Origin of the sequence: uncultured Pseudoteredinibacter sp. (assembly GCF_947500695.1) — a bacterium.
Lineage (GTDB): Bacteria > Pseudomonadota > Gammaproteobacteria > Pseudomonadales > Cellvibrionaceae > Pseudoteredinibacter.
Window position 1 is genome coordinate 16,694 of sequence record NZ_CANMSS010000013.1, and the last position, 25,094, is coordinate 41,787.

Annotated in this window: 22 protein-coding genes; 12 read left to right on the forward strand and 10 right to left on the reverse strand. The window is 46.7% G+C overall.

Annotated features, from left to right (window positions below):
• Positions 1–58: 58 nt before the first annotated feature.
• From Q1A08_RS18810 to argH, 3 genes are all read right to left on the reverse strand, one after another.
• Entirely contained in the window at positions 59–280 is a 222-nt protein-coding gene (locus tag Q1A08_RS18810; protein WP_299775791.1) for a helix-turn-helix transcriptional regulator, read from the reverse strand.
• Positions 281–297: 17 nt separating this feature from the next.
• Positions 298–747, reverse strand: coding sequence for a hypothetical protein (locus Q1A08_RS18815; protein ID WP_299775792.1), 450 nt, complete (start codon positions 745–747; stop codon positions 298–300).
• A 278-nt stretch (positions 748–1,025) separates the two neighbouring features.
• Positions 1,026–2,429 (reverse strand): argininosuccinate lyase, encoded by a 1,404-nt coding sequence (gene argH, locus Q1A08_RS18820; protein ID WP_299775794.1) that lies wholly within the window; start codon positions 2,427–2,429, stop codon positions 1,026–1,028.
• Positions 2,430–2,644: 215 nt separating this feature from the next.
• Between argH and Q1A08_RS18825 the strand changes: the two genes are divergently transcribed.
• The 9 genes from Q1A08_RS18825 to Q1A08_RS18865 all read left to right on the forward strand — a co-directional run bounded on the left by Q1A08_RS18825 (position 2,645) and on the right by Q1A08_RS18865 (position 14,226).
• Positions 2,645–3,703, forward strand: coding sequence for a histidine kinase (locus Q1A08_RS18825; protein WP_299775796.1), 1,059 nt, complete (start codon positions 2,645–2,647; stop codon positions 3,701–3,703).
• 67 nt (positions 3,704–3,770) lie between these two features.
• Positions 3,771–4,511, forward strand: coding sequence for a LytTR family DNA-binding domain-containing protein (locus tag Q1A08_RS18830; RefSeq protein ID WP_299776001.1), 741 nt, complete (start codon positions 3,771–3,773; stop codon positions 4,509–4,511).
• A 371-nt stretch (positions 4,512–4,882) separates the two neighbouring features.
• Positions 4,883–5,524 carry a TetR/AcrR family transcriptional regulator gene (locus tag Q1A08_RS18835; protein WP_299775797.1) on the forward strand — a complete coding sequence of 214 codons (642 nt, stop codon included), beginning with the start codon at positions 4,883–4,885 and terminating at the stop codon, positions 5,522–5,524.
• A 126-nt stretch (positions 5,525–5,650) separates the two neighbouring features.
• Positions 5,651–6,583 carry a hydroxymethylbilane synthase gene (gene hemC / locus Q1A08_RS18840; RefSeq protein ID WP_363323552.1) on the forward strand — a complete coding sequence of 311 codons (933 nt, stop codon included), beginning with the start codon at positions 5,651–5,653 and terminating at the stop codon, positions 6,581–6,583.
• A gap of 21 nt (positions 6,584–6,604) precedes the next feature.
• Positions 6,605–7,393, forward strand: coding sequence for a uroporphyrinogen-III synthase (locus tag Q1A08_RS18845; RefSeq protein ID WP_299775799.1), 789 nt, complete (start codon positions 6,605–6,607; stop codon positions 7,391–7,393).
• 63 nt (positions 7,394–7,456) lie between these two features.
• Positions 7,457–8,695: a uroporphyrinogen-III C-methyltransferase gene (locus tag Q1A08_RS18850; RefSeq protein WP_299775801.1), complete on the forward strand. Its 1,239-nt coding sequence runs from the start codon at positions 7,457–7,459 to the stop codon at positions 8,693–8,695.
• Between the two features lie 2 nt (positions 8,696–8,697).
• Positions 8,698–9,948: a heme biosynthesis HemY N-terminal domain-containing protein gene (locus tag Q1A08_RS18855; protein WP_299775803.1), complete on the forward strand. Its 1,251-nt coding sequence runs from the start codon at positions 8,698–8,700 to the stop codon at positions 9,946–9,948.
• A 245-nt stretch (positions 9,949–10,193) separates the two neighbouring features.
• Positions 10,194–12,011, forward strand: coding sequence for a GGDEF domain-containing protein (locus tag Q1A08_RS18860; RefSeq protein WP_299775805.1), 1,818 nt, complete (start codon positions 10,194–10,196; stop codon positions 12,009–12,011).
• A 298-nt stretch (positions 12,012–12,309) separates the two neighbouring features.
• Positions 12,310–14,226 (forward strand): GGDEF domain-containing protein, encoded by a 1,917-nt coding sequence (locus tag Q1A08_RS18865; protein WP_299775808.1) that lies wholly within the window; start codon positions 12,310–12,312, stop codon positions 14,224–14,226.
• Positions 14,227–14,245: 19 nt separating this feature from the next.
• Here the strand turns inward: Q1A08_RS18865 and ubiD are convergent, their stop codons facing one another.
• Positions 14,246–15,739 (reverse strand): 4-hydroxy-3-polyprenylbenzoate decarboxylase, encoded by a 1,494-nt coding sequence (gene ubiD / locus Q1A08_RS18870; RefSeq protein ID WP_299775810.1) that lies wholly within the window; start codon positions 15,737–15,739, stop codon positions 14,246–14,248.
• Positions 15,740–15,904: 165 nt separating this feature from the next.
• Between ubiD and Q1A08_RS18875 the strand changes: the two genes are divergently transcribed.
• From Q1A08_RS18875 to Q1A08_RS18885, 3 genes are all read left to right on the forward strand, one after another.
• Positions 15,905–16,432 carry a hypothetical protein gene (locus Q1A08_RS18875; protein ID WP_299775812.1) on the forward strand — a complete coding sequence of 176 codons (528 nt, stop codon included), beginning with the start codon at positions 15,905–15,907 and terminating at the stop codon, positions 16,430–16,432.
• Positions 16,433–16,757: 325 nt separating this feature from the next.
• Positions 16,758–18,032 (forward strand): aminotransferase class I/II-fold pyridoxal phosphate-dependent enzyme, encoded by a 1,275-nt coding sequence (locus Q1A08_RS18880; protein ID WP_299775814.1) that lies wholly within the window; start codon positions 16,758–16,760, stop codon positions 18,030–18,032.
• A gap of 42 nt (positions 18,033–18,074) precedes the next feature.
• Positions 18,075–19,115 (forward strand): mechanosensitive ion channel domain-containing protein, encoded by a 1,041-nt coding sequence (locus Q1A08_RS18885; RefSeq protein WP_299775816.1) that lies wholly within the window; start codon positions 18,075–18,077, stop codon positions 19,113–19,115.
• Between the two features lie 4 nt (positions 19,116–19,119).
• On the opposite strand, the gene nhaD is transcribed toward Q1A08_RS18885, so the two are convergent.
• The 6 genes from nhaD to trxA form a co-directional block, all read right to left on the reverse strand.
• Positions 19,120–20,367: a sodium:proton antiporter NhaD gene (nhaD, locus tag Q1A08_RS18890; protein WP_299775818.1), complete on the reverse strand. Its 1,248-nt coding sequence runs from the start codon at positions 20,365–20,367 to the stop codon at positions 19,120–19,122.
• A 451-nt stretch (positions 20,368–20,818) separates the two neighbouring features.
• On the reverse strand, positions 20,819–21,616 hold the full coding sequence (locus Q1A08_RS18895) for a mechanosensitive ion channel domain-containing protein (protein ID WP_299775819.1): 798 nt from the start codon (positions 21,614–21,616) through the stop codon (positions 20,819–20,821).
• Between the two features lie 158 nt (positions 21,617–21,774).
• Positions 21,775–22,452, reverse strand: coding sequence for a GTP cyclohydrolase I FolE (gene folE, locus Q1A08_RS18900; protein ID WP_299775820.1), 678 nt, complete (start codon positions 22,450–22,452; stop codon positions 21,775–21,777).
• Between the two features lie 8 nt (positions 22,453–22,460).
• Positions 22,461–22,826 carry a dihydroneopterin triphosphate 2'-epimerase gene (gene folX, locus Q1A08_RS18905; RefSeq protein ID WP_299775821.1) on the reverse strand — a complete coding sequence of 122 codons (366 nt, stop codon included), beginning with the start codon at positions 22,824–22,826 and terminating at the stop codon, positions 22,461–22,463.
• Positions 22,827–22,985: 159 nt separating this feature from the next.
• Positions 22,986–24,245, reverse strand: coding sequence for a transcription termination factor Rho (rho, locus tag Q1A08_RS18910; RefSeq protein ID WP_299775822.1), 1,260 nt, complete (start codon positions 24,243–24,245; stop codon positions 22,986–22,988).
• Between the two features lie 387 nt (positions 24,246–24,632).
• A complete protein-coding gene (gene trxA, locus Q1A08_RS18915; protein WP_299775823.1) occupies positions 24,633–24,956 on the reverse strand; it encodes a thioredoxin TrxA in 324 nt (107 codons plus the stop codon).
• Positions 24,957–25,094 lie beyond the last annotated feature (138 nt).

Here is a 25,094-nt window from a genome sequence, read left to right on the forward strand (position 1 = left end):
CAATTGAGTCCCTGCGCCCTGATATAAACGGTAACTTCTGCGGCATGAGTGTTATGTATTAGCTATTTTCCGTTTGATATTGAAAGACCTCCTCTAACGGGCGCTGAAATACGGCTGCAATTTTAAAAGCCACTTCTAAGGATGGGGAGTAGCGCCCCGCCTCAATAGCTAAAATGGTTTGCCTAGTGACCCCAACCGCTGTAGCCAGTGCTTGTTGGGTCATTTCATCATGTTCAAATCGCAGGCGGCGTATTTGATTGCTAATTTGGCATTTGCTCATATCACCTCCGACTGCGATTAGATACCGCGATATAGATAATAAAGCTGGCGCCCTGCGTTACTTAGCTCGGCCAAGATTAAGCCGATTAATAACAGTAATAGTGGGTGGGCTAGGCTTAGTTCACCGCGGTCGCCACCAAATTGAACGGTCAGGCCAAATTGCACTAGGGCCAGTACGATGGTGGTTTGGCTAATGGTTGCGGACCAATATGCGCCAAGCTGGGCTGCCTGTTGCTCTCGTTCGTCGCGTTCGTCTTCCGCTTCTTTATTTGCGACGATGGCGATTGCGATATGGCAGAGAATATAGGCGATAACGGCCATAAAGAGCACGCTAGCGACCACCTCATAGGCTTGTTCAATGTTAAATAGAGCTTCATTGCCCGCTAAAATCAATTGCTTCACGGTATATCCGATTAAGCCCAGCATAATTAGGGCGTCGACCCATAACACTTGTTCACGATAAGCCATTACTTCCTCCTTGGTATAACTTGATTAACTTGGTGTTAATAATATTTGACATGGCGAATCCTAGTTTGGCTTTAACACCATGTCAAATATACTTGACATGGTGTTTGTAAAACTTAACAAGCGCCACTGTATTTATGGCAACTTAGCCGGAAGCGCGGTGCTGGCAGCTTAGAGTCTTATGAAAAGATGGCGGTGAGAGAGGGACGAGAGGAAACGAGAAGAACTAAGCTGATCTAGAGGTATAAAAAAGGCCCGGTGTAGCGGGCCTTGTGTACGATTTAGCGCTGCGCTAGTAGGGCGAGTGCGCGCCCTGCGGCTTGGCGAACCTGATCGGGGGCGGTGCCTCCAATGTGGTTACGAGCGGCGACTGAACCTTCAAGAGTAAGAACTTGGAAGACATCGTCGCTGATCTGGCTGCTAAATTGCTGCAGCTCCTCTAGGCTCATATCGGAGAGATCCTTGCCAGTCTCTAGGCCGTAGGCGACGGATTTACCCACAATCTCGTGTGCATCGCGGAAAGGCACGCCTTTACAAACCAGGTAATCAGCTAAATCTGTGGCGGTAGAGAAGCCACGTTTAGCAGCTTCCAGCATGGCCGCTGGCTTGGATTCAATGGCAGGAATCATATCGGCAAAAGCGCGTAGGCAATCTTTAACGGTATCCACCGCGTCGAATAATGGCTCTTTGTCTTCCTGGTTATCCTTGTTGTAAGCCAATGGCTGAGACTTCATCAAGGTGAGTAAGCTGATCAAATGACCATTAACACGGCCTGTTTTACCACGTACCAGCTCTGGTACATCTGGGTTCTTCTTTTGCGGCATGATGGAAGAGCCGGTGCAGAAACGATCTGGCAAATCGATAAAATTAAACTGCGCTGATGTCCACAATACTAACTCCTCAGACATGCGTGACATATGGGTCAGCAGCAGACTGGCAAAGGCACAGAATTCGATAGCGAAGTCGCGATCGGATACGGAGTCCAAGCTATTTTCGGTGGGTTTGCTAAAGCCTAGCAACTCGGCCGTCATATCGCGCTGAATAGCGTAGCTGGTGCCAGCTAATGCCGCGGCGCCTAGTGGTGATTGGTTTAAGCGCTTGCGGCAGTCTAGCAGGCGACCAAAGTCACGCTCTAGCATCTCGTTCCATGCCAGCAGGTGATGGCCGAAAGTCACCGGTTGGGCTGTTTGTAGGTGAGTAAAACCTGGCATGATGGTGTCGGCTTCGCCTTCGGCGAGCTTGATTAAGCCGTCTTGTAGGCGGGTCATTTCAGCGCTGATCAGATCTATCTCATCGCGGAGCCACAGGCGGATATCGGTCGCTACCTGATCGTTGCGAGAACGGCCGGTGTGCAGTTTTTTACCAGTAATGCCAATAGCCTTAGTTAATGCTGATTCGATGTTCATATGAACATCTTCAAGTGGAATGGACCAATCGAAGCGGCCGGCTTCAATGTCGGCCTGCACGGTTTGCAAGCCCTGAATGATGGCATCTCGCTCTTCTGCGCTGAGAACGCCCGCTTCGGCCAGCATAGTGGCATGGGCGACGGAGCCCTGAATATCTTGTTTGTACATGCGCTGGTCAAATTGCACCGAGGCTGTAAAACGTTGTACAAAGGCGTCAGTTGCCTCACTAAAGCGACCGCCCCATTGCTGATTGGTGGCGTCGTTTTGGCTATCGCTCATGGTTAAATCCTGCTTTTTTTAATCTTAAAGTATTGGTTTGCTATTGCGCCTAAATAGGCAGAGCCCACCTTAGGGTGTGGCATTATAGTGCTTCATGCCGCCTAAGGTAACTGATCAACCTTTTGGCCTTGTAGAGTCGGCGCTCTGAAGTATGACACCGTACAATTCAGCTCAGTTTAATTACCACCGTATTGATATGCTCTCTAGGAGAGGCTTTGTTTAATAGAAATAGTGAAAAGCGCCAATTAGAACAAGGGGTTAATGAAGCTCTGAATATTCAGGGTGATTTCCTGCCGGATCTCAAGAAACCATCTGTGGCCTTGATTGTTGTCTTAGTGTGTGAGCTATTGGCGATCACCCTGAGTTTGGCAGCCTTTGGTTTGGAAGGCTTTAATTGGCAGGGTTTTGGTATGGTTTCTTTTGCGGTGCAATGGATTGCGCTGGCATCGCTACTTTTTCTAGCCTTGATGTCGAGCTGGCTCAATAAGCGCCACCCGGCTATAGCAGGCCTAAGCTGTTTCGTCGTGGTTCAGCTGATGACCCTATGCTTGTTTAGCGTGGTTATCTCTCAGTATGGCGATATGCTGCAGTTAAATTATTGGAGTCTTGGGCAGTTTTTGCTGATCTCCATGATTATTTCAGGCATTGGCCTGCGATACATGTACCTGCAGCAGCAAGTGCGTAACCAACAGCAAGCTCATTTGCACTCGCAGCTGCAGGCGCTGCAATCAAGGATTCAGCCCCATTTCTTATTTAACTGTATGAACACGATTGCCTGTTTAATCGAGGTAGACCCGCAAAAGGCAGAGCAAGCGATTGAAGATCTAAGTGAGCTGTTTCGCGCCAGTCTGGCTGAGCCCAAATTGGTAACCCTAAGGGATGAAGTCACTTTATGTGAGCGGTATTTGGCGATGGAAAAACTGCGCATGGGTGAGCGCTTACATACCGAGTGGCAAGTGGCTGACGAAGCCTGGAATATGCCAATACCGAGCTTGGTATTGCAGCCCTTATTAGAAAATGCCATTAAGCATGGCGTGCACCACTTGCCCCACGGTGGCACTATTCGAATAAAGGTGCTTAAACAGAATGACGAGCTACACTTAGTAGTAAGCAACCCTCTGGTTCAAGAAGCCCGCAGCTCTGGTAATCAGCTGGCACTGAATAATGTGCTAGCCCGCCTAAAGGGACACTTTGGAGAGAAGGTTAAGTGGAGTATCGAGCAGAATGACGAACTTTACACAATTAATATTCGTTACCAATTGAAGAAATTATGAGCTGCTGCCGATAGCTATAATTCAACACAGTAAAAAAACAAGTGAGATCTAAGTAATGAGCACAATCATGGATGTTTTGGTCGTCGATGATGAGGCGCTAGCCAGAGAGCGGTTGGTTCGAATGATTTCCCGCATGGATGAGTGTGAGGTTGTGGCGCAAGCTGCAGGTGCCGATGAGGCTATGCAAGCTATTCAGTCGTCAGGTCCAGATGTGGTATTGATGGATATTTCCATGCCGGGTGAAGATGGCCTGTCAGCAGCTAAGCGAATTTCTACGATGCAAGATCCACCAGCAGTGGTGTTTTGCACGGCCTATGATAAACACGCTGTTGAAGCCTTTGAGGCCCAGGCGGTTGGTTATTTATTAAAGCCAGTTAGGCAAGAGCAGCTAGAGCAAGTTTTGCATAATGCTCGCAAGCTTAATCGTATGCAGTTGGCGGCTCTAGATGATATGGGCAAAGAGGATCGCCCAAATGCCCGCAAACACATAAGCGCGAAAACTCGTCGTGGCGTCGAGCTAATTCCATTGGAAGATGTGTTTTATTTTCTGGCCGATCAAAAATACGTAACGGTTTATCATCGTGGGGGTGAAACCTTAATCGATGATACTCTAAAAGAGTTAGAGTCAGAGTTTGAGGCTAGCTTTGTGCGTATTCACAGAAACGCTTTGGTTGCGCGCAGTTACATTGAAGGTATGGAAAGAGCCGCAGAAGGGCACTATGTGATGCGCTTGCGCGATAGTGATGAAAAGCCTATTGTGAGTCGTCGGCATGTAAGTCGTATTCGTGCAATGCTTGCTGAAATGTAATAAATTTTCTCTTCCTTCCAAAAGCCTCGATTGTATCGAGGCTTTTTTGTTTGTGTGCAGAAAAATGACCTTCTGCTTATTTTCTTGCCGAGAATTAATTTTCAAAAATGAAAATTAATTCTCTTTTTATCCGTGGCAAAAATTCTATTAATTGAAATGTAAGATTTATTTATTATTCATAAATGACAGCTTATTGTGAAGAGATATTGCTGGGTTATTTGCTTCGGTATATCTCTCTTATAGCCGCAGGTTACGTTTCTTGTGTTTTTTTGAAAAAAACTTTCTTATCTCTGATTTGGGGTAATGTTTCGTCTAAATCCTTGTGATAGTATCGGTGCCAACAATTACTTCGACAGGGAGCTCGAAACCAAATGGCACGTCCCAGTGTTAAAGCTGAACGCACAGAAGAAATTCTCGATGCATTCGAGAGATGTGTTGCTCGACTGGGTGTTGAGGGCACAACCTTAGAAAGAATTGCCGAAGAGTCGGGTTTGCGACGAAGCCTGTTGCGTTATCATATCGGCAACCGCTCCGAAATGGTGAAAGCCTTAGCGGATCGATATATCAAATCTTCTAGAGCTGAAGCCTGCAAAATGCTTGCTACAATGCCTGAGTCAGAAACTAGCGCACCGTTACTTGATTATTTGTTTATCAATATTGATGAAGATCAACGCCGAAAAATTTTAGTAGCAGAGGCTTTGGTTTCTGGTGCAGATCTCTATCCCGAAATTAAGCACCGTATGAACGAGTGGTACAGCAATTTTGTCATGATACTGTGTCGCATAATTAATGTGGATTACCCTGATGCTGATGCGTCAGCGCAACGTGAAGTTGCATGGGGCTTAATCAGTTTGGTTTTCAATGTTCAAATGATGGCTGCTTTGGGTGGTGGTGAATTAGTGATTCGAGACAGTCGCCGTGCAGCCGAACGTTTGCTACTAAGCCTAAAGGTGAATGACCCAAAACCAGAGGCTGAGCGAAGCTTTGAAGGCACAGCGGAGCTTATTGCCTAGCTTCGCTAAACCTGTAACACAATATAGTTGGTTGTTTTTTAAGCAGCGCTTGCCTGAGCTAAAACATAGGAGCAGGTTCTCTGCTCTGTTATTATAGGCGCTTGATTTATTGATTAAGTGCCCATCATGTCCCGATCTATTCGAATCGCCACGCGTAAGAGTGCTCTAGCCCTATGGCAGGCTGAGTATGTTAAAGCTGAACTAGAACGTCACCACCCAGACTTAGAGGTAAGTTTGGTACCCATGGTCAGCAAGGGCGATAAAATTCTAGATGTGCCGCTTGCCAAAGTAGGTGGTAAAGGTCTCTTCGTTAAAGAATTAGAGCATGCGCTTTTAGAAAAGCGTGCTGATATCGCTGTTCATTCCATGAAAGATGTACCGATGGAATTTCCGGAAGGCTTGGGCTTAGAGGTTATCTGCCCGCGTGAAGATCCACGTGATGCATTTGTCTCCAATGAATTTGCCTCCCTAAATGAGCTTCCGGAAGGTGCCGTAGTGGGAACTTCCAGCCTGCGCCGCCAGTGCCAGCTATTAGCAGCTCGTCCGGATCTGGATATCCGTTTTCTGCGTGGCAACGTTAATACTCGTTTGGCAAAGCTGGATGCTGGTGAATACCAAGCTATTATTCTTGCAGCTGCTGGGCTAATTCGCTTAGAAATGGCTGATCGTATTCGCGATTTTATCGCTCCTGAGCTTAGCTTACCTGCCGGTGGCCAAGGGGCCGTGGGTATTGAATGTCGAGTGGACGATGAAGTCTGTAAGAAGCTTTTGGCTCCCTTGCATGATAATGAGACGGCTAGGGCTGTTTTAGCTGAGCGTGCTATGAATCGTCGTCTAGAGGGCGGTTGCCAGGTGCCTATCGCAAGTTATGCCATAGAGCGAGATGGTAAATTATGGTTGCGTGGCTTGGTCGGCGATCCGGATGGCAGCACCATGCTATTTGAAGAAGCGGAAGGCAATTTAAATAGCGGCGAAAGTATGGGCGTAGCAATGGCAGAACGCCTACTGGAAGCTGGTGCCAAAGAGATTCTCGACAAGGTCTACGGCAATACGCCCTAATTCAGCTTAGGTTTAAAGGTGATGAGCACAATGAACTTAACTGGGCTTAATGTGCTCCTATGTCGGCCAGAGCAGGCAAGTAATAGCTTGCAAGATAAAATCATAGCGGCAGGGGGGCAATGTTTGCATATTCCCTGTATGGAAATTGCTCAATTGGGCGAGGAGGCGGCCATTGCGGCGATCAAGTCTAGAGTTATGGACCTTGATCAATACGCTTTTGTGATCTTTATTAGCCAAAACGCCGTCAAATACGCTGAGCCTTGGATTGATCAGTATTGGCCTCAGCTGCCTATGGGGCAGCGCTATCTGGCAATTGGTGCTGCCACCGCGGCTGCAGCTCGAGCTATGGCCTTTACTGAATTGAGTTCGGCGGAAGGTGCCATGGACAGCGAAGCACTCCTAGAGCTAGGGCAGTTGCAGGATTTAAGCGACAAAAAGATCCTTATTTTTCGCGGTAAGGGTGGCCGAGAGCAACTGGCACAAACATTAAGCCAGCGAGGTGCTAAAGTTGACTATTGCGAGCTTTACTGCCGCATTCGACCGGCAATGCTGAGTACCGCCTTAACTGGTAGCCAGTTTTCTGAGCTATCTGGGCGAAAAGTGATCTTGGTGCATAGTGGAGAGTCCTTAGAACACTTGCACTATGGAATAGAAGAAGCCGGGCTTGGCGCCTGGTTAAGTTACCCATTGATTTGCCCGAGCTTGCGTGTTGCCAATATGGCCGAAAGCTTGGGTTTTGAGAAGGTTTTAGCTGCCAGTAATGCCGGTGAGCCCGCCATGCTGGAAGCCTTAAGTACATTGGCCAGCTAAGCCCGTAATAGAATTTAATTTAAAACCCCGCTGCTAGGGTGACCTTGCACAAATGGAGTTCACATGAGCAATACCGATAACAAAGATCAGCTGCCTGCCGACGATAAGGCAAAACAAGAGCAGCAAAAACCTGAGCAAAAACAGCCAGAATCAAAAACCGCCAGCGCCGCTAAGCCTGCTGAAAAAGCAGCTAGCAAAAAAGCTCCTGTTGCTAAAGAGAAGAGCTCGGGTGCCGGCTTCTTTATTTGGTTTGTGGTCCTACTACTATGCGCCGCCGTTGGCGCTGGTGGATATTTTGGCTGGCAGTTCTGGCAGCAGGATAAAGGTCGCCAGGAACGTGAAACTGAAATGGCGACTTTAATTGAAAGCCAGAATCAGCAGATTCTGAAACTAGCCAGTGAGCAGCAAACGGTATCGGCTTCGGTAGCTGGCACTGATGAAGTTGCTCAAACCGTACAGGATTCATTACAAGCCGTGCATCAGCGTTTAGATGCTCATAATAAACGTCTTATCAGCATTTCCTCTACCAGCCGTGATGATTGGCTATTGGCCGAGGCCGAATACTTATTGCGTTTGGCGAATCAACGTTTGCTAACCGAACGTGCCACCAAAGGCTCCCAGGGCTTGCTGGAAACCGCCGATAAAATTTTGGCGGAAATGGACGATGTGGATCTATTCCCAATTCGTCAGGCTATCGGTGAGGATCTCGCCGCATTAAAGCTAGCGCCAAAAGTTGATCGTGATGGTTTGTTCTTGCGCATGGCGGGTTTGGCAAAGCAGATTGATAATTTGCCGACTTTACCTAAGCGTGTACCGATGGCTGAGCGTAACCACTCAATGGAAGAGCCTGTATTACCCGAAAATGTTACTTGGCAGCATCGTATGCAAGGCTGGGCAACATCGGTTTTCGATTATCTAAAAGGCTTTGTACATATTCGTCGTAATCAGCCGGTCAATGCGCTGCTGCCACCTGAAGCTCAGGCCTATGTGAAGCTTAATCTCCGCTTTATGATTGAGCGTGCGCAATTGGCCATGTTACGCGAAGAAAAAGTAATTTATGAAACCTCGATTCAACAAGCTCGTGAGTGGCTGCAAGATCAGTTTCCGCCGAATAGTCAAATCGAGGCTTTCATATTGGAATTGGATGAGCTTGAAAAGCAAGAAATCGTTGTTCCTCTACCAGACATTACTTCATCGCTCGAACAGTTGCGCGTTTACATTGAACGATTGCATAAAGTGAAGTCGACTCAGCCAAAGCCTAATACTCAGTCTCCGCAAGTAAGTGCGAGCAAGGAGGCTTAATCATGAGATTTCGTTGGAAGTTTAAATTACTGGTTTTGCTGGCAATTGTTGCCGGCATATTCTATCTCGATTATCTAGTACAACATGATAGTGGCTATGTGCTAATTGCCTTCGGTAACATCAGTATCGAGATGAGCTTTTGGTTTACTGTCATTTTAGTTGTGGCTGCTCTATTACTTGCTCGTTGGACGGCTAAGCTATCCAAGGGCAGCGTCAATCTCGTCAAAAAAAGCACCGACTTTATTCTCTTTGGTAGTGCCGCCGCTGCTCAAAAGCGCACTGAGAAAGGCTTGGTAGAGTTTATTGAGGGTGATTTTAAATCTGCTCGCAAAGATCTATTAAAGTCGGCCCACAATGTTCAGGCCCCTGTACTGAATTATTTGGCAGCAGCGCGCAGTGCTCATGAGCTGGGTGATGAGAACCAAGCAAACGAGCTGCTACTAAAAGCCGAAGAAGTGGCTTCAGAAGATAGCTTGGCCATTATAATTACTCAGGCTCGTATTCAGTTCTCTGCAAAGAAGTATGAGCAATGTGTGGCGACTTTAGAGAAGGCTCGCAAAATTTCACCCAAAAATGTTTTGGTGCTGGAATATCTTCGCAATGTTTACACAGAATTAGAAGACTGGGAGTCTCTAGAGCGTCTGCTGCCAGAATTAAATCGCCATAAGGTGGGTAGTGAAGACGAGCGCCTGGCTTTGTCAGATAAATTGTATTTAGCATTGATTGATTTGGCCGGTGAGCAAGCAAGCCGCATGCAAACCAAAAACGCCATCGCTAAACTGCAAGAAGTATGGGAAGACCTGCCTAAGGATGCGAAGAAGCGCCCGGCAATGGTTATGGCCTATACCCAACAATTGCGTCGCTACGATGGCGATGCGATCGCCGAAAATTTGTTACGTCGCCACTTGCAGAAAGATTGGCAAGATAATCTTATCTCCCTCTACGGCTTACTAGCCGGCGAAGATTTGGATCGTCAACTCATTCAAGCCGAGAACTGGCTAAAGCAACGCCCGGCAGATGCGGCCTTGCTGCTCAGCTGTGCTCGCCTAAGCTTACGCAATGAGCTGTGGGGCAAGGCGAAAGAGTATTACCAAAACTCCATCAAACAAAAGCCGAGCGCAGAAGCCTGTGCAGAGCTTGGTCGTTTATTAGCCGCTATGGGCGAGCATGAGCTTAGTACTCAGTACTATCAGCAGGGCTTAAAAAGCGCAGCTAATGTGCAATCTCAGCTTCCCTTACCGAAGCCAGCTTAATGTCACAATTGGGTGGTCAATTGGCCACCCAAGCCTAAAACTCTCTTTTCTGGCGTAAATATTTTCTTTTTTGCAGATCTTGGCGTATGTTTAATACTAGGCCTTTGTTGATTTCGTTTGTTTGAAACGAAGGCGTTGCTGTAGTTTTCTGAGCGCTGATTTGCATTATGTTAAGACCTTTAGCCAATGGTATCTTATGCTTCCTGATTGGGACTTTATGGGTTGGAAGCATCCATGCTGAAAATTTGACAGAATTGATTGAGCGTTTAGAAGTGCGGCGCTTGCAAATGAATTTTGATGCTGATGTTCGAATTCAGCTTGAGTCAAAGCTCAGTGAATACCCTCAGTTGCAGCCCGCGCGACAGGCGCACTATCTAGTGCTGTTACAAGACGCACAGCTGCGCTCTGGTGAGATTAAAAAATCTTTGCATACCCGTGAGAAGCTAAAACCACTAGAGCAATTATTTCCGTCCAAACACTTGAGTCTTTATAGCCTAATGCTTGAGGGCATCGCAAGAGCTTACCTCAACCAAACATCTGAAGCGCAGAAAATTTACGAAAATTTGGCTGTGAAGGCTAAAAAAGAAGGCGATTACCTTTTGTACTTTCATAGCCGCTTGTCCTTAGGCGATTTGCTTACTGGCTTAAGAGATTTTAGCCAAGCTTTGCTGCAATATAGTGAAGCTCAAAAAGTACTTACTGAAACCCTTTTGCCTACGCTTGAAGAAAAAGAGCGTTATAGTAAAGAGGGCGAGATGAACTATCGCATTGGTTATGTCTATGGGCGAATGTTGCGGCACGAAGAAGCAATAGATTTTATTGGTGAGGCCTTGCGTTTAGATACTCTGGCAGGTAACCAGCGCAACGTCCGTTTTGATCTTTTTCGTTTGGCAGAGGAAAACCGTCAACTTGGAAAAACAGATGAAGCCAAGGCTTATTACAATAAACTATTACTTGCTGCGTTAGCTGGGCCACACCCAGATGTCTATAGAGTGTTCGCGGCGAAAGTTGGCTTGGCTCGATTGTATATTGAAGAGGACGATTCTCAGCAAGCTGCTCTTAGTCTTGATGAAGCCTCAGATCACATGAAAGAGGTGGAGAATCGACCGCTTCTAATGCGCTATCATCTTGCCCGCGCACAACTGGCTTTACTGCAGGGGCGGCATGACGATGCTGTGAAGGCAGCTAGTTTATTTATAGATATCGCTGGAACTGAGCAATGGGACGATTTGGGTATAGCAGTTTATGAGGTGCTTGGGGCTGCGTACGAAGCCTTGGGTCAATATACAGAGTCATTATCTTCTTTTCAAAAAATGCATGAGCTCTATAGAAAACGAAGTGACTATGCACGACTCATGGCTGCAGAGGTTGAGCGGACGCGTTTTGACTTCGAGCGTCGAGAATTAGAGCTCAAAAGCCTATCAAGAGATAAGAGGATTGCTGAATTAAAGTTGCAATCTGCTGAAGTGAGCGCTGAACTTGGGCGGGAAAGGTTGGTGACTGCCGTGCTATTGATTGCCTCATTGTTGCTGCTGATTTTGATATTGGTATCCGGGCGACGTCGCTTTAAGCGGCTGGCAGAATACGATGCCTTGACGGGCGTAAAGAATAGACGAGCTATTTTGGGGTATGGCGAGAAAGTCTTTCGTAGTCGTGAATCACTAGCTACTCTTTTAGTAGATATAGACTTTTTTAAGAGAATCAACGATAACTTTGGCCACGCCTGTGGTGATGAGATTCTTTGTGCTGTGGCCAAAATTGCACGTGGACTTTGCGAGCAGAATGTCGAGTTTGGAAGGGTTGGTGGTGAAGAATTTCTGTTTATCTTACCGCGCAAAGACTCCAATGAAATAGGCACTTTTTCTGAAATGTTTATGGACAAAATTCGACAGCTGAAACTACCTGACGGGAGTTCATTAAGTTGCAGTATAGGTATCAGCCAGTCAAACGGTGAACTATCTGATTTTATGGGGCTTATCGAAAAGGCCGATATTGCACTTTATAGTGCAAAAAGATCTGGTCGTGATCGAGTTGTTTACTATTCTTCTGACTTGGAAGCTTAAGTCACCTGTATGGATTTATGGCAATTACTAGTCCGGCGTTCCCTCGTTTCTTGAAGTGAGTAAAAATAGATACTTTACTATTAGTTTTTAGGTTTTCCAGTTGGTATTTTCTAACCCTTTTTTCTGTATTGCCTTTCTCCTTTGGCTAAGTGCTTGCCACTTTCTTCCCTATAAGCTTAAGTTTAAGGGTGTAAGCCCAAATAGTTTGTTCATTCCAATGACTTAGGGGTGATGCGGCTTATCCTGAGTTGACCGTTAGGTCATTCTTCGCTTAAAAACCTGATTGCTGGATTGCTAGATGAGTTTTTATCTTACTGGGCGGCCTCTTTACCTATTATTTCTATTACTCTTTTCGCTATCGTCAACTGCTGAAACACTGTCTGAAGTTATACAGCGTTTGGAGGCAAGGCGCTTAGATATGGACTTTGAAGAGAAAGAGCGTGCTTTGCTAGACTCCTATCGTGATCAGTATCAATCCTTGCCGATTAAGTTACAGCTGAACTACTTGGTTCTCTTGCAAGATGCGCAGGCCCGATCCAATAAAATTTCAGAGTCTCTGAGTACTCGTGAGACATTTAAGAAGAAAAGCGAAGGTGTTGCTGGTGTTGATCATTTAAGACGCTATAGCCTACATTGTGAGGCCATAGCGTATTTTTATCTTCATCGCATAACAGAAGCTGTGCAGGCTATTGAGCAGACCATAGAGATTTCACGTTCTCAGGGAGATCCCCTGCTCGAATTTCATGGCTTGTTAAAGCTGGGCGACGTCTATGCCGGTGATGGAAAGTTCAGCAAAGCTATTGCTGAATTCTCAAAGGCTAAGAAAGTTTATAGTGGAAGGCTGCTGTCTGAGTTAAATGAAAAAGAAAGACACAGTAAAGGTGGTGAACTTAGCTACCGGATTGGTCATATCTATGGACGCATGTTTCGTCACCAAGAAGCTATTAGTTATATCCAAGAAGCCCTACGTTTAGATAAACTTGCAGAAAATCAAAGAAATGTTCGTTTTGATTACTTTCGCTTGGGTGAGGAGCATCTGGCGCTTGGAGACCTAGAATCCTCAAGTTATTACTTTTCAAAGCTAAAAAAGGCCTCTAGTGGTGTGGCAGGGGTTGACGAGGGTATGTTATTTGCCGCAAAGGTTGGCTTGGCTAGAGTCTATTTAGCAAAACAGGATTTCAATTCTGCACAGGAATATTTGAGCTTACCTGCAGGGACGGTAAAGAGGGTAGAAGATCAGTCCTTGTTGATGCGTTACTATTTGGCCTTAGCGCATCTAGCCTTGGCGCGAGAAGATTTTGAGACGGCCTTGATGCATAGTGAACGCCTAACAAATTTGGGGGAATCTATTCTTTGGTACGGAGTCGGTGCAAAGAGTAGCGAAATAAAAGCCCGGGCTTATGCTGGATTAGGGCGCCACGAAGAATCTGCTAAGGCATATTTGGAGGTGGTTGCTCTGGAAAGGGAGCGCAATGATTACCTGCGATTGATAACAGCAGAAGTAGAGAAAACCCGTTTTGATTTTGAGTTGAAATCACTCGTCGTAGAGAATCTTTCTAGAAAAAATCAATTAGCAGAGCTTAAGCTTGAAGCTACCGAAGCACGTGCATCAGCATCGAGAGATCGATTATTCACCGCAATGTTGTTGATCGTCTCGTTATTGGTAGTTGTATTAATTTTGGTTGTCGGTCGAAGAAGGTTGCGTCGCTTGGCTGATTACGATGCCTTAACAAAGGTGCATAATCGACGTGCGATATTGCGGATCGCTGATGAGGCTGTTGCCAAATTTGATGTGCTAAGCGTATTAGTAGTCGATGTGGATTTTTTTAAATTGATCAACGATAAATACGGCCATGGTCAAGGGGATAGAATTCTCTTGGAGGTCGCCGCCATTGCGAATAAGCACTGCGACAAAGATCAGTATTTTGGTCGTATTGGCGGCGAGGAATTCCTTTTTATCTTGCCGAAGCTTGCCCTAGTGGAAGCCTCTTCTTTTGCTCAAGAGTTTTCAGAAAAACTCAGGCAAATTAACTTGCCAGATGGTGGCAAAGTTACGGTCAGTGTGGGAGTGTCACAATCTGAAGTGCGGGGTGATAATTATACTAGGTTGCTGGAACAGGCCGATATAGCGCTTTATCGAGCAAAAGAAATGGGCCGCAATCAAGTGTGTATTCAACGCAGCCCAAATCAGCCGACACTGGTGTCGGCTGTGTGATGCATTTGCTAACAACCTGCTAAATCAGTTTGTTATCGCTTTCGGGCAAACGAATACCAAGATCATCCCACATGGCATCCACCTTATCTTTTACCGCTTGACCCATGGTAATGGTTACGCCCCATTCACGATCGGTTTCACCGGGCCATTTATTGGTGGCATCCATACCCATTTTTGAACCTAAACCTGAAACTGGTGAGGCAAAGTCCAAATAATCAATCGGCGTGTTTTCGACCATGGTGGTATCACGCATAGGGTCCATACGAGTGGTCATCGCCCAAATTACATCTTTCCAATCACGAGCATTCACATCGTCGTCGGTAACGATCACAAACTTGGTGTACATAAACTGTCGCAAGAAAGACCAAACCCCCATCATCACGCGCTTGGCATGACCTGGGTATTGTTTTTTCATCGTCACTACCGCAAGACGATAGGAGCAACCCTCGGGCGGTAAATAGAAGTCGACTATTTCTGGAAACTGTTTTTGCAAAATGGGCACAAAAACTTCGTTGAGCGCCACACCTAAAACTGCTGGCTCATCGGGTGGACGGCCGGTATAAGTGCTGTGGTAAATCGGATCTTTACGATGGGTGATCGTTTCTACAGTAAACACCGGGAAGCGATCTACTTCATTGTAATAACCCGTATGATCACCGTATGGCCCTTCATCGGCCATATCATCGGGATAGATAAACCCTTCAAGCACATACTCGGCACTGGCGGGAACCTGCAAATCATTACTGATGGATTTACAGACCTCGGTTTTATCATCTCGCAGCAAGCCGGCAAAAGCATATTCACTCAAGGTATCCGGCACCGGTGTCACGGCACCAAGAATCGTCGCTGGGTCGGCGCCGAGAGCAACGCTGACTGGATAAGGCTCGCCCGGGTGCTTCTCTTGCCACTCGCGAAAATCTAAAGCGCCACCACGATGGCTCAACCAACGCATAATCAAGCGGTTTTTACCCAGCTTTTGCATACGGTAAATACCTAGGTTCTGACGCTCTTTATTGGGGCCACGGGTAATCACCAATGGCCAAGTAATTAATGGCGCTGCATCGCCGGGCCAGCAAGTTTGAATAGGAATCTCGTCAAGATTAACCTCATCACCTTGCTTAACAACTTGCTGGCAAGCTGCCTTGCTCAACACCTTCGGCCCCATATTGAGCACCTTTTTGAAGATGGGCATCTTGCTCCAAGCATCTTTCAAACCTTTAGGAGGCTCGGGCTCTTTCAAAAAGGCTAGCAATTTACCCACTTCTCTAAGAGCTTCCACACTTTCCTCGCCCATCCCCAAAGCAACCCGCTCAGGAGTACCAAACAGATTCGCCAAAACCGGAGTCTCAAAGCCTACCGGGTTTTCAAAAAGCAGAGCTGGACCACCGGCTCGCAAAGTGCGATCGCAGATCTCAGTCATTTCCAGATTAGGGTCTACCGGCGTATGGATGCGCTTAAGCTCGCCGCGTTTCTCCAGCAGCTTGATAAAATCGCGCAGGTCTTTGTATTTCATGGTGTTACCGCAGTTGATAGGCGTTAAGAGGCCAATAAAAAGCTAACTTTAACATGAAAGGCGCCTCTGTTAAGGTTTGTAGACTCTTTGCTGCACTGTCTTCTTGCAAGCACAGTGGTAGTCAGTAGGGCCTAAGCAAACAATAACAACAAAGGTAACTCTGCGATGAAAAAAGTCCTAATGGCCAGTGTCGTAGCTGGCATCATCATGTTCTTCTGGGGTTTCGTATCCTGGACCGTACTCAGCTGGCACCAAGACGTCTCCCACCGCTTTAGCGACGAAGCCGCTATGGAAGCCAGCATCAAAGCTCAGGCGCCAGAGGCCGGAATCTACTTCCTACCCTTCGAAGAAGAAGGCTTCAAAGAAGGCGGCGCCTCAATGTTTGCCAGCATCGTGCCCGAATACCACCTCAACATGCCCGTCACCTTAGGCGTTGGCCTATTGTGCTACATAGTCTCAGCCTTTCTTGTCTGCCTAGCTCTAAACATGACCTCAGGCCTCGGCTACGGACAACGACTCGGCTACATCTGCCTAATAGGTCTAATCATCGGCTTCGTTGGTCACTTTCCATACTGGAACTGGATGAACTTCTCCACCCCCTATGTACTGGTCATGATTGTCGATTCGGTAATCAGTTGGTTACTGGCTGGGCTGGTGATAGCTAAGTGGGTCGAGGGTAGGGTTCAAGAATAAGCCGGATTGGAGTTTTTCTTTTACTAAATTGTGTTTAATAAATGTACCTCGATGCAGATTTCACCCCGCACGGTAGCGAGTCAGGAACCGTAGGGCGACATGGAGGTCGCGAAGTCGAGCGCCCTCGGATGGTTTTAGCGCGTTCCAGACTCGCTACCGTGCGGGGTGAAAGCGGTCAGTTTGCTACGGTATTTAGATATGGCTAGTTATTTCATGTAGTGATTCCAAATAACGACTATTCACCACCAAACTTGCCGAAGACCGCAGCAACAATCACAATAGAGGGCTAAACAAAACAAAACATAAAGTAAGCATTGGAGTTTACATGAAGCCCGAAACCATAGCATTGCACGGCGGATACGAAGGCGATCCAACGACCAACTCAGCCACCACCCCAATCTACCAAACGACCTCATACACCTTCGACAGCACCCAGCACGGAGCCGACCTATTCGACCTGAAGGTACCGGGTAACATCTACACCCGCATCATGAACCCAACCACCGACGTCCTAGAAAAACGCCTAGCGGCACTAGAAGGTGGAATTGGCGCATTGGCTGTAGCATCCGGCATGGCTGCCATTCGCTACGCCATCGAAGCAATAGCCGAAGTGGGCAGCAACATCGTAAGTACCTCACAGCTATACGGCGGCACCTACAACCTATTTGCCCATACCTTCCCACGCCAGGGAATTGAAACACGATTCGTTGATGCCGACGACTTCGATGCAATAGCAGGGCTAATTGACGAAAACACCAAGGCACTGTTTTGCGAATCCATCGGCAACCCCGCTGGTAACGTCGTAAACCTAAAGCGCTGGGCCGAAATTGCCGAAGCTCATGGTGTACCACTGATTGTCGATAACACCGTAGCGAGCCCAAGCTTATGCCGCCCGTTTGAACTGGGCGCTCATATTGTCGTGCACTCATTAACCAAATATATTGGTGGTCACGGAACAACCATCGGTGGTGCCATTATCGATTCAGGTAAATTTGATTGGGCCAAGCACAAAGATCGCTTCCCAGTAATGAACACACCAGACCCTTCGTATCACGGCGTGGTTTACACCGAAGCTTTAGGTGAAGCCGCCTACATCGGCCGCTGTCGCGTAGTGCCATTGCGTAACACGGGCGCAGCCATCTCCCCGCATAGTGCCTTCCTGATTATGCAGGGCTTAGAAACCTTATCTTTGCGAATGGAACGCCATTGTGAAAATGCCCAAAAAGCGGCCGAGTTTTTACAACAGCATCCATCAGTAAGCTGGGTAAACTATGCGGGCCTAGCAGATAGTCCACACCATGCAAACTGCCAAGAAATCTGTGGCGGTCGTGCATCGGGTATCCTAAGCTTTGGAATTAAAGGCGGCAGCGATGCGGGCGGTAAATTTATCGATGCCCTACAAATGATATTGCGCCTAGTAAATATCGGTGATGCCAAATCGTTGGCTTGTCACCCGGCCAGTACTACTCACCGCCAGCTATCTCCGGAAGAATTAAAATCGGCCGGCGTAAGTGAAGAAATGGTTCGCTTATCCATTGGTATTGAGCATATCGACGATATTATTGCCGATATCGATCAGGCTCTAAAAGCGGCCAGCTAAGCAAAAGCGGCTAAAAGATAGCAACACTGATATGGACATGTTATGGAAAAACTGCAATCACTTTTAGCCGAAATTCCAGGCTTGCTATTACCACTGCTGCCGCTCTTGGCGGTAGTGGCTTTCGCAAGCTTGGTTTTATATTACCTCAGCAAGAAAGGACGCGAACCTTCAGAGGGCGCACGTTACCGTAGCCAGTGGATGACATTGTTAGTGGTGCTGGTTGCTTTATGTGCCGCTATCATCGTGTTGCCGGTAAGCGATAGCCTGCAAGGTAACCTTCTTACCATGCTGGGTTTATTACTCACCGCCATTATTACTTTATCTTCCACCACCATTGCCGCTAATGCGATGGCGGGTTTAATGATCCGCTCATTGGAAAATTTTAAGCCGGGTGATTTTATTCAAGTAAATAATCACTTTGGCCGTGTTACTGAGCAAGATCTATTTCATATTGAAATCCAAACCGAAGATCGCGATCTGCTCACCTTACCAAATGTCTATGTAGCGGCTAATCCAGTAAAAGTAGTGCATGCCAGTGGTACCGTGGTTACTGCTGAAGTGACTTTGGGTTATGAGCTTGATCACCATGATATTGAGAAACTGCTTAAGCAAGCTGCGGAAGATGCCGGCCTATCGGAACCTTTCGTGTATGTGATGGATCTAGGGGATTTCTCAGTCTGCTATCGCGTTGCAGGTTTCTTAGAAAATGTTCGCACGCTGCTATCGGCTCGTAGCAAACTACGCCGTCATATGTTGGATAAATTACATGGCGCCGATGTAGAAATTGTATCACCGAATTTTATGAATCAGCGTCAAGTTGCCGATCAGACTTTTATCCCTCGGCCTCAGTATCGCCCGAGACTTGCTGAAGAGAAGGCACCAGAAGCCATCGTTTTTGATAAAGCGGAAAAAGCACAATCGTTGCAAGAGCTAAAAGACGATTATGAAGAGCTTAAGCAAGAAGTTGCTAAACTAGAGGCCGAGAAGGACGCTGACAATAAAGCCAAGATCGAAAAAAAGCGCCGTAGTCAGAAGGCTATTCGCCTAATGATACAGCGCTTGGAAGAGCGCAAAGAATCTTAAGTCTTTACAGCTTTAATTGATTGGCCAGTAATAAAGTCATTGCATAGCCTGCAGTATAGGCTATGGCCAAAGCTGGGAAGTAACGTAGATAGCTGACAAAGCTCAAGCTCTGCACTTTACTCATGGCAATAATGCCCGCAGCGGATCCAATTGCCAGCAGGGAACCACCCACACCGACGGCATAGGTTAAACCCAACCAGTTCTCGGTATTTAACTCAGGTGATGCTTTTAGAAGCGCTGCCGTTAGCGGTACATTATCCAGTAGGGCCGAGCCAGCGCCGGCCACATAATTGGCGTAGCGTGGATCAAATTCGCGATAAAGTTGGGCCAAATCTTTTAGCACCCCCACTTCTTGCAACATGCCAACTAATAGTAAGATGCCTAAGAAGAACAGCAGGGTGTCGTACTCGATCTCACGGATATATTCCAAAATACGAGTCTGCTCAGCATCTGTTTTAATGCTGCGGCCAACTAAGAACATAAGCGAGAGGCCGCTAAGAAAAGTTAGCACTGGTGGTACGCCATAAAATAAATTCAGTAGCATGGTTGCGCCAATTGTGGCGAAGAATATGACGGCAATAATAATATCGATATTGTGAAAGTTGGCGGCTACTGGGCTGGCGGAAACACGACCCTTAGCCCCAATGCTTAGGAGCATTGCCAGCAATAAAACGCTTAAGCTCGCTGGCAGTAGTAAGGTAATCAGCTGCTGCATGCTCAGATGGCCATCAAGAAAGATCATTAGTGTGGTTACATCGCCGGTAATTAAGGCTACACCGCCAGAGTTCACAGAGAATACTACCAATGCGGCCAGTTTAATTTGTTGTTTGGCTTCGAGCTTAAAGGCTTGTAATAAGCCAAGACTAACCAAGGTAGCCGTTACATTGTCACAGATCGCTGAAAGCAACAGCGCAAATAAGGCCACGATAAACATCAAGGCTCGTAGACTTAATTCTTGGGGCACAATCTTTTGCACCACGTTCTGAATTAAACCCTTAGCGTTTAGGTACGCCACAAAGGTCATGGTAGACATCAAAAACAACCAGAGCGTGGCTATTTCTAGCAGGTTTTCATTAAGCTGTTCTTGAACTTGATGGGAGGCTTCTTTTGAATCGGCTGCAATAAATAAAATTAGCCAGGAAAGGCAGCCAAAAAACAAAGTGGTTTTGGCTTTGTTAACGTGAATAACTTCTTCAAACACAATACCCAATAGTGCGAGCAGGGCAAGTGCAAGCAGGCAGTACTCCAGCATGTCGATCTCTCAATAGTCGGTGGAACGGGGGAGGTGTTTATAGACTATTGTTGTACCTCGGCTGGCGCGCATAAGACCACAGATTGAAGAGGGGCGCAATTACCTATTTGTAGTGCCTGTTGATGTTTAGCGTTTTTAATCTGGTTGTGAAAGTAAGTGGCTTCGATCCGCAACTTGTGTGTTGGGTATGCTTTGCTCCACGAGTGGCGGCCTTCCAGGCTGCCCTCGTTCCCAAAAAAGCCAAGCAAAAAGACGCTTGTCTTTTTTGCTCAGTCGGCGCTCACTCTTAATTGTTCCGCAAAGCACGCCCAACACACAAGCTGCTCAGAAAGGCAGTATTGGCGTTGAGAGGTGGATTGGCAAAGAGGGTTTTAACTAGGAATGGAAAAATATGAAGGGGATAAAGGAAAATGGAAAAAAGAGGGCTGCAAATGCAGCCCTCGGATAATACTTAGTCAACCTTGTGCAAATGCAAATCTTGCTGTGGATATGGGATAGAGATCTTCTTCGCATCGAAGGTCTTCTTAACGGTTTCCTGCATAGCAAAGAACACGCCCCAGTAGTCAGCAGAGTTCACCCAAACACGTACCGTGAAGTTCACTGAGCTATCGGCTAATTCAGCAACCACAATCAAATGAGCTGGGTCTTTTAAAATTCGATCATCAGCAGCAATGATTTCTTCCAAAGCATCGCGAGCGGCATCGATGTCATCGTCGTAGCCAATACCAAAGCTCATGTCCACACGGCGAGTATCTTCCGTGGAGTAGTTAGTGATGCTGCCATTTGAGATTGGGCCGTTAGGAATAATGATGGTCTTATTGTCGCCAGTCTTCATTACGGTGTTGAAGATCTGAATAGACTGAACCACACCAGCATGACCTTGTGCTTCAATAAAATCGCCAACCTTATAAGGCTTGAACAAAATAAGTAGAACGCCACCGGCGAAGTTTGAAAGACTGCCTTGCAAAGCCAAACCGACTGCCAAGCCAGCAGCACCCAAAACAGCTACAAAAGAGGTAGTCGCAATGCCTACCATAGAGGCCACGCTGATAATCAACAGGGCTTTTAAACCGATACCAATAATGCTGCTTAAAAAGCGTTGCAGAGTGACGTCTAGTTCATTCTTTTCCATAGCTTTTACGGTTAGGTTTACCACCTTACCAATTAGCCACCAACCAATAACCAGAACAACAATCGCCATACCCACTTGTGGGGCCCAGGCGGAAACAAACTCGGAAACAGCGTCCATAAAAATCTCCTAAAATGGTCAAACAAAATGCACCGAATCTCTAGCATAGCGCTAACTTAAAGGGCTAGCTAGGTTTGCGAGGGAGTATATGGAAAAAGGCTGTACCCAAGCTTAAGCTTGGGCACTTTTTTTGGGGTGAACTTGGAGTGGGGGTTGTGTTATTTGCTCAAAAATTCAGCACGGTAGCCGGTATCATTCTTAAAGCATCCACCCAGCGCCAAGGTGCTGGTTTGTGAGCTGCTATCCATCACACCGCGAGATTTCACACAGTAGTGAGTGGCTTGCATGCTTACTGCAACATTGTCTGTTTCAAGTAGAGTTTGCAGGGCGAGCAGAACTTGTTGGGTTAAGCGCTCTTGCACTTGGGGGCGCTTAGCAAAGAAACGCACAATACGATTGATTTTAGAAAGACCGATAATCTTCTTATTGGGTATGTAAGCCACTTTGGCGGTGCCATCGATGGTCACAAAGTGATGCTCGCAGGTACTGGTCATATCGATATCGCTGACCTTGATCATCTCATCCACGGCCATTTTGTTTTCGATTAGAGCGATCTTAGGAAAACTGCTGTAATCCAAGCCGGAAAAAACCTCATGGACATACATCTTAGCGATGCGATGTGGGGTCTCGGCGAGGCTGTCATCCGTTAAATCGAGCCCAAGAGTGCTGATGACCTCTTCCATAAGCCCTTGAATTCGTAGATACTTTTCTTCGTTGCTTAGCTGAGTATCTTGCATAGGCGTTTCAAGGCCTGCAGCCACAAGGGCGGCCTTCACGCGTACTGCTTCTGTGCTGATTGTATTATCTTTTTTAATGGGTGATATCGCTTTGTTCATGGTGTTTCCTAAGGTCTATGGTAGCACAAGCTTAGGGCCACCGAATCGGCGAAGCGCAAAGCGTGGGGTTTATCAATGCAGACTTCAGCATAATCAATGCTGGGGTGCTCACTGCATAATTCCAGTACATCACTAACGAGCTTTTCGAGCAACAAAAACTGACCTTGCTCCACATGTTGAATTATTGCTTTGCAGATAGTTTTGTAGTTCAGCGCGCTATCGACATCGTCACTGGCAATGGCTGGATTGGCTTGGTAGTGAATTTCAGCATTGATCACTACGTCTTGATGTTTTTCCCGCTCTTCGGGGTTAAACCCGATCAAGGTGCGTAATCGTAAATTGCGGATATGTATCTTGGCTAAACGTGTGGTCATTGTCGTCCTTATCATAAGCCCTAGAGCTTTTTACGTTTTGCGGCGCAAATTAGATCTAGCCTAATTTTTATACCCACTCAGCTAATGGGGCTTTGCTATTGCGAATACAAAAACGGCACCAATAAAGGTGCCGCTCGTTCGCTACTTAAAGAGAAGTGCTTACTTGCGCTTCATCGATAAGAAGAATTCATCATTGGTCTTAAAGTCTTTCAGACGGTCAACCAAGAATTCAGTTGCGGCAATGTCTTCCATATCGTGTAGTAGTTTACGCAAAATCCACACGCGTTGCATTTCGTCCTCTTTCATTAGCAAGTCTTCACGACGGGTGCCAGAGCGACGAACATTGATTGCTGGGTAAACGCGTTTCTCGGCTACTTTACGATCTAAGTGCAGTTCTTGGTTACCTGTACCTTTAAATTCTTCGTAAATAACTTCGTCCATTTTTGAGCCGGTATCGATCAAAGCGGTAGCGACGATAGATAGGCTGCCACCTTCTTCGATGTTACGTGCGGCACCAAAGAAGCGCTTTGGACGCTCAAGAGCATGGGCATCAACACCACCGGTAAGTACTTTACCAGAGCTTGGAATTACGGTGTTGTATGCACGAGCTAGACGAGTAATGGAGTCCAGTAGAATTACTACGTCTTTTTTGTGTTCTACCAAACGTTTGGCCTTTTCGATCACCATTTCGGCCACTTGTACGTGACGTGAAGGAGGCTCATCAAAGGTAGAGGCAACCACTTCGCCGCGCACAGAGCGCTGCATCTCGGTTACTTCTTCCGGACGCTCATCGATCAATAGCACGATCAAGTGTACTTCTGGGTTGTTGCGGGTAATCGCCTGAGCAATGTTCTGCATCATGATGGTCTTACCAGCCTTAGGTGGCGCAACAATCAAACCACGCTGCCCCTTACCAATTGGCGCAACCAAATCGATAATTCGACCGGTTAAATCTTCGGTAGAACCGTTACCGGCTTCCAGGTGCAAACGATCATCTGGGAATAGCGGGGTAAGGTTTTCAAACAGGATCTTGTTCTTTGAATTTTCAGGCTTATCAAAGTTGATCTGGCCTACTTTTAATAGAGCAAAGTAACGCTCGCCTTCTTTTGGTGGGCGAATCTTGCCGGCAATGGTGTCACCCGTACGCAGGTTAAAGCGACGAATTTGGCTAGGGGACACATAGATGTCATCAGGGCCGGCTAAGTAGGAAGAGTCTGCGGAACGCAGGAAACCGAAACCGTCTTGTAAGATCTCAAGTACACCGTCGCCGTAAATATCTTCACCGCTTTTGGCGTGGCGTTTAAGAATGTTAAAAATAATGTCCTGCTTACGCGAGCGACCAACATTGTCTAGGCCGACTTCTTTGGCAATATTAAGCAGTTCTTCAATAGGTTTGGTTTTTAGGTCTGTTAAATTCATAGAATTAGAATTGGAAAATTTGGCCGGGAAGGAATGGCCTGGGGTGAGTGAACGTTATGTTTAGATCAATATAACTGTAAATTTTAACCTTCGAGCTAGGTTGCGGCTCAAAATTAAGGAAAAAGGATCGCAGGTTTTGGCGCTTATTGTTTGCGTTGCGCTAGACCAGCTAGCACGGGCCTTATGGGGGCAATGGCAAAATCTACCTAGTCAGCACAGAAATATCGAAAGGAACAATAGCAATCGCTAAGTTGATTCTAATGGATAGCTGTGGAGATTAATCTATTGGGAAGATTAGCCGCGAAACGCGCTTAACTGACTGGATTATAGCGTACTTTTTACACCATGCAAGACTTGGGCGGCCAAGAAGGCCGCCATTTGGCTAAATTATAGGCTGCTGTCGATGAACTCAACCAATTGAGTCTTAGACAAGGCGCCAACTTTCATGGCGTCCATGTTGCCGCCTTTGAAGATCATTAGGGTTGGAATGCCGCGGATGTTGAACTTGGCTGGTGTTTCCTTGTTGCCATCAACGTCCATTTTGCAGATCTTGATTTTGTCGCCGTAATGGTCGGCAAGCTCATCCAATACCGGAGCGATCATTTTACAGGGGCCGCACCATTCTGCCCAAAAATCAACCAGCACAGGGCCTTCGGCTTGTAAAACGTCAGCTTCGAAGCTGCTATCGGTTACGTGAACAATGCTACTCATGGGTATTCTCCAGAATGTCAGGCGGCAGCTGACTGCCAAAAAAATTTAGCGTAATGATAAGGATTGGCTGGCTATGAAACAAGGGCTGTAAGCGTCCTGCTGAGTCAATTGCGGCATAAGCTTAGTTCTACAGCCACT

Coding starts and splice junctions, on each gene's coding strand:
- hemC (WP_363323552.1), top strand. CDS start 5,651: ATGTCCCGATCTATTCGAATCGCCACGCGTAAGAGTGCTCTAGCCCTA.
- nhaD (WP_299775818.1), bottom strand. CDS start 20,367: ATGCTGGAGTACTGCCTGCTTGCACTTGCCCTGCTCGCACTATTGGGT.
- folX (WP_299775821.1), bottom strand. CDS start 22,826: ATGACCACACGTTTAGCCAAGATACATATCCGCAATTTACGATTACGC.
- Q1A08_RS18845 (WP_299775799.1), top strand. CDS start 6,605: ATGAGCACAATGAACTTAACTGGGCTTAATGTGCTCCTATGTCGGCCA.
- Q1A08_RS18885 (WP_299775816.1), top strand. CDS start 18,075: ATGGAAAAACTGCAATCACTTTTAGCCGAAATTCCAGGCTTGCTATTA.
- argH (WP_299775794.1), bottom strand. CDS start 2,429: ATGAGCGATAGCCAAAACGACGCCACCAATCAGCAATGGGGCGGTCGC.
- Q1A08_RS18865 (WP_299775808.1), top strand. CDS start 12,310: ATGAGTTTTTATCTTACTGGGCGGCCTCTTTACCTATTATTTCTATTA.
- Q1A08_RS18895 (WP_299775819.1), bottom strand. CDS start 21,616: ATGGACGCTGTTTCCGAGTTTGTTTCCGCCTGGGCCCCACAAGTGGGT.
- Q1A08_RS18880 (WP_299775814.1), top strand. CDS start 16,758: ATGAAGCCCGAAACCATAGCATTGCACGGCGGATACGAAGGCGATCCA.
- Q1A08_RS18855 (WP_299775803.1), top strand. CDS start 8,698: ATGAGATTTCGTTGGAAGTTTAAATTACTGGTTTTGCTGGCAATTGTT.
- folE (WP_299775820.1), bottom strand. CDS start 22,452: ATGAACAAAGCGATATCACCCATTAAAAAAGATAATACAATCAGCACA.
- Q1A08_RS18875 (WP_299775812.1), top strand. CDS start 15,905: ATGAAAAAAGTCCTAATGGCCAGTGTCGTAGCTGGCATCATCATGTTC.
- Q1A08_RS18850 (WP_299775801.1), top strand. CDS start 7,457: ATGAGCAATACCGATAACAAAGATCAGCTGCCTGCCGACGATAAGGCA.
- ubiD (WP_299775810.1), bottom strand. CDS start 15,739: ATGAAATACAAAGACCTGCGCGATTTTATCAAGCTGCTGGAGAAACGC.
- Q1A08_RS18810 (WP_299775791.1), bottom strand. CDS start 280: ATGAGCAAATGCCAAATTAGCAATCAAATACGCCGCCTGCGATTTGAA.
- Q1A08_RS18830 (WP_299776001.1), top strand. CDS start 3,771: ATGGATGTTTTGGTCGTCGATGATGAGGCGCTAGCCAGAGAGCGGTTG.
- trxA (WP_299775823.1), bottom strand. CDS start 24,956: ATGAGTAGCATTGTTCACGTAACCGATAGCAGCTTCGAAGCTGACGTT.
- Q1A08_RS18835 (WP_299775797.1), top strand. CDS start 4,883: ATGGCACGTCCCAGTGTTAAAGCTGAACGCACAGAAGAAATTCTCGAT.
- Q1A08_RS18815 (WP_299775792.1), bottom strand. CDS start 747: ATGGCTTATCGTGAACAAGTGTTATGGGTCGACGCCCTAATTATGCTG.
- rho (WP_299775822.1), bottom strand. CDS start 24,245: ATGAATTTAACAGACCTAAAAACCAAACCTATTGAAGAACTGCTTAAT.